Below are 3,644 nucleotides of genomic sequence, written 5' to 3'. Positions count from 1 at the left end.
CGTACGGTGAGCCTTGAGGTCGGTCGCATCAATTGAGATTGGCGTGCTGTCAGGTGCCTCAGAAGCTAAACCAGCCATAATGTTGGTGAAAACACCCATATCACTCCAACGCTTCCACCTATCGTATAGTGTCTTGGGATGGCCATAAGCCGCAGGCGCATCATCGTAACCCATTGCGATTTATGAAAGACAAGATGTAATCTTTTTTCCAAAGAGTAAGCCGCAATTTTCCTGAAGATGGTCTTGTCGCAGTTTAATTCCGGTCTCCTTCAAGCAATGTTTGCTATGAATGGGAACGAGATACACAGACGAGTTTCGCGGTGATGCAGTGCGCATTGCAACGACCAGTGGACTGACACGGCCACAAGCGGCCTCTGATTTGGGGATTTGGCTTTCGACGCTGAACAATTGGGTCCAAAAGCATCAGCATGATGACCCGGTGTCGGGTCCTTACGAAGACGTCGAGAAAGAGAACGAACGTCTTCGCAAGGACGTCCGGCTGCTTCGCGAGGAGTATCCGTGTTGGTCAAGTGGGTGAGGTTCGCCTTCATTGATGCCTGGAAAGAAGGGTGGCCCGTGGAATTTCTCTGCCGCATTATGCAGGTTACATCGCATGGTTTTCGCGCGTGGCGGGTTCGCCCGATGAGCCAACGGCAGCGCGGCGACATGGTTATTCTGGCGCATATCCGAGAGCAATATCGTCTGAGCCTGCATAGCGATGGTCGACCACGCATGACCGAAGAGTTGCAGGAGATGGGGCTGAGGAGAGGTGGTCCTACTTTTTCGACCAGTTAGCAGCCATTTTAAGATGGATCAGGATTTCATTTAGGCTGCCATTCTCATTGGTTCTGTTTTTCTTTCATAAGCGTCGTCTGGCGTCAATATTCCGTGGGTGGAATGCGGGCGCTCGGTATTTTAGTAGGCCAACCATTTCCCGATACCGGCGCGGAACTGTGAACCCGAAATGCGTTTAGGTAAATGCATTCATACTTCAAGGATCGCCAGAGCCGCTCAATCATGCGGTTATCAACCCAGCGGCCTTTGCCGTCCATGGATATAGCCACGTCGCCATCTTTCAGCGCCTGTATCCACTCAAAGCCGGTGAACTGGCTGCCTTGATCGCTATTCATGATCTTGGGTTTTCCGTATTTGGCCATTGCCTCGTTCAAGGCATCGACACAAAAATCCGCTTCCATGCTGTTTGATAAACGCCAGCTCAAAACCTTGCGACTGTACCAATCCATAATGGCGACCAAATAGAGGAACCCGCGCTGCATCGGAATGTACGTGATGTCGACACACCACACCTGATTTGGTCTATCAATTACCAATTTCCTCAACAGATAAGGGTAAACCTTGTGTTGAGGATGTTTCTTGCTGGTGTTTGGCGTCTGGTTGATTGACACCAAACGCATGAACCGCATTAATCTGCGCACACCCCTCTCAGCAATGCAAACATAGCTTGCCGGCAGCGGATGGCGGCCTCATTTGTGACCCTGCCGTTGCATATAACGCGCCATTTGCCGTGACCCATACCAAGGTGTATCTAGGAATTGCTTGTCAATAATTTGCATGAACCGCAAATTCTCGATCTGCGCTTCATCAACCCGCTCCGGATCTCGCCCTCGTTTGTAAAATGCAGTGGCCATATTCTCAATCTCAGCGCGTTTCCACGTCCCTATCTGGGTGGCCTCTCGGTGTTTGCAAACAAACACCTGCTGGTAATAGATGCACCCCATACTTCTTCGACAGTTCCGCCATCGTCATTTCCTCACGGATTGCCTCAAGTGCAACCTTGGCTTTGAAATCGGCCGAATGGTTCTTTGGTTTCGTCATTTTGAATCGCCTCTCTCAGAAGTCGATCCATCCTAACTATAAATCGCTCAAGGCAGAGCTGATCTGGTGCAAACGCTAGGAAACCAGACGCAAGGCTGAAGGGTCATCTTTTGGTATATCAATGGGTTCTATAATCCACGACGGTGTCATTCTTCGTTAGGTGGCAAAAGCCCCTTGGCCTTTGAACGAAAGGCTGCCTAAATGAGTTGAGAGACAGGAACGTAAGCGTGACAAGACAAAATTGTCAAAGGCCCATTTATTTCCGACCATAATCGGTTTGAGACCAATCGCCGCTTTAAGCCTTCAAGGCGGTTTTTAAAGGCCCCACGCGCTTTAGAAAATCTCGCGCCGTTGCAGCACACTTTGGTCTCACCTCATGAGGGTATCAGCCATCCGCCCAACTTTGTTAATATCTGCTCCTGCCTTTTTGACACCGAAAACGTGCGACGCGCAGTTCACGGCTTGACCAGTTTGTTCTTTTCCGCTTCTGCGGTCAGCCAATCATAGAAAGCTCTAACCTTCGCCCGACGCATGTGGCTGTGAGGGCAAACCAGCCAATAGGCCAAATCTGTTTTCAAATCGAGATCGAAGGGCTTGACCAATCGGCCAGATTTCAAGTCGTCCGTGATCGACGAATGGCTAACGAGGGCAACCCCAGCACCACTGATCGCCGCTTCGATTGCCATTCCTTCAACCGTGAACCTTGGGCCTTGTCCGGTTTTAATACCTTCCACACCCGCCGCTTTTGTCCACATTTGCCAGTCTGGAACACCCGTCTTCATCTTGCCCCAGTCGACATGAATTAAGCGGTGCCCCACCAGATCCTCGGGTGTACAAAGGGGAATGGGGCCGTTCAAAAGGTTGGGACTGCAAACCGGACTCACTTCTTCATTCAGCAGTTGGGTGACGTGCAGTCCTTTATAGCCGCCCATGCCCAAACGAATGCTGACGTCGATGCCATCAAGGTCAAAGTCCTTAAAGTCCAACGACGCGTCCAGCCTGACGTCGATGTCGGGATATTTGCGCGAAAAATCTGGCAGTCGGTTTAGCAACCACTTGCTCGCAAATGTCGGCACGCTGCTGATCGTAAGAAGGCCGGCTTCCTCATCGCGCGCCAAACGTTCAACGGCCTCCGCAAGATTGTCAAAGCCCTCCGTCACCAGTGGCAATACGGTTCTTGCCTCTGGTGTGAGTTGGACGGCTCTCGTCATCCGCCGAAACAGCTCAACTCCGAGATAATTTTCCAACTGCTTAATCTGTTGGCTGATGGCGGCGGGGGTTACAAACAGCTCATCTGCAGCCTTAGCAAAGCTCTTCCATCTGGCCGCTGCTTCAAAGGCTTGCAGTGATTTTAAGGGCGGAAGTTTGCGCATCGTGGCCTCTGACTACATTATAGATAAGTAAATCTAACTTGTTCTAATGGATTATATCATTTGTACGATACGCCCAGTGGAGTCTACATCTGATTCAGAAATGTAAAGTCGAATCAAAACAGGAGCAAGCAAATGCAAAACCAATTTCCCCAAATGTCAGTCACGGTTTCCGGGATGATTTCAGAAACGGCCTATTGGGTTGTTATGCGCGTTACAGGTGGGTTCGGTTTGATCGCGAAGGCATTCAAAGATTAGAAATTTCAAAATGTGCGTGCGTTAGTTAGTTTATGGTTTGGCCGCATTAAATCGGCCAAACTTAAAAAGACACTATGCTCTATGGGTGTTTTCACCAACATTATGGCTGGTTTAGCTTCTGAGGCACCTGACAGCACGCCAATCTCAATTGATGCGACCGACCTCAAGGCTCACCGTACC

Annotated in this window: 4 protein-coding genes and 4 pseudogenes; 5 read left to right on the top strand and 3 right to left on the bottom strand. The window is 50.1% G+C overall.

The window, feature by feature from the left end:
- A pseudogene (locus tag AB9F27_RS21635) lies at positions 1-187 on the bottom strand (IS5/IS1182 family transposase); the annotation flags it as partial.
- Between the two features lie 102 nt (positions 188-289).
- Here AB9F27_RS21635 and AB9F27_RS21630 point away from each other — a divergent pair.
- Both AB9F27_RS21630 and AB9F27_RS21625 read left to right on the top strand, forming a co-directional pair.
- The gene (locus tag AB9F27_RS21630; protein ID WP_369758168.1) at positions 290-538 is read left to right on the top strand and encodes a transposase; all 249 of its coding nucleotides are present in this window, start codon (positions 290-292) and stop codon (positions 536-538) included.
- A 38-nt stretch (positions 539-576) separates the two neighbouring features.
- Positions 577-795 carry a hypothetical protein gene (locus AB9F27_RS21625; RefSeq protein WP_369758167.1) on the top strand — a complete coding sequence of 73 codons (219 nt, stop codon included), beginning with the start codon at positions 577-579 and terminating at the stop codon, positions 793-795.
- A 30-nt stretch (positions 796-825) separates the two neighbouring features.
- Here AB9F27_RS21625 and AB9F27_RS21620 read toward each other — a convergent pair.
- Positions 826-1,836, bottom strand: a pseudogene (locus AB9F27_RS21620) (IS3 family transposase).
- Positions 1,837-1,876: 40 nt separating this feature from the next.
- Here AB9F27_RS21620 and AB9F27_RS21615 point away from each other — a divergent pair.
- Positions 1,877-2,037: pseudogene (locus AB9F27_RS21615) on the top strand (IS3 family transposase); the annotation flags it as partial.
- A 254-nt stretch (positions 2,038-2,291) separates the two neighbouring features.
- Here the strand turns inward: AB9F27_RS21615 and gcvA are convergent.
- Positions 2,292-3,209: a transcriptional regulator GcvA gene (gene gcvA / locus AB9F27_RS21610; RefSeq protein ID WP_369758166.1), complete on the bottom strand. Its 918-nt coding sequence runs from the start codon at positions 3,207-3,209 to the stop codon at positions 2,292-2,294.
- 132 nt (positions 3,210-3,341) lie between these two features.
- On the opposite strand from gcvA, the gene AB9F27_RS21605 reads away from it, so the two are divergent.
- Both AB9F27_RS21605 and AB9F27_RS21600 read left to right on the top strand, forming a co-directional pair.
- Positions 3,342-3,464, top strand: a complete 123-nt coding sequence (locus AB9F27_RS21605; protein WP_369758165.1) for a hypothetical protein — start codon at positions 3,342-3,344, stop codon at positions 3,462-3,464.
- 66 nt (positions 3,465-3,530) lie between these two features.
- A pseudogene (locus AB9F27_RS21600) lies at positions 3,531-3,644 on the top strand (IS5/IS1182 family transposase); the annotation flags it as partial.

This window comes from Falsihalocynthiibacter sp. CO-5D18 (assembly GCF_041205445.1).
Lineage (GTDB): Bacteria > Pseudomonadota > Alphaproteobacteria > Rhodobacterales > Rhodobacteraceae > Falsihalocynthiibacter > Falsihalocynthiibacter arcticus.
The sequence above is the reverse complement of the archived record's forward strand: the minus strand, read 5'-3'. Positions and strand labels throughout refer to the sequence as shown.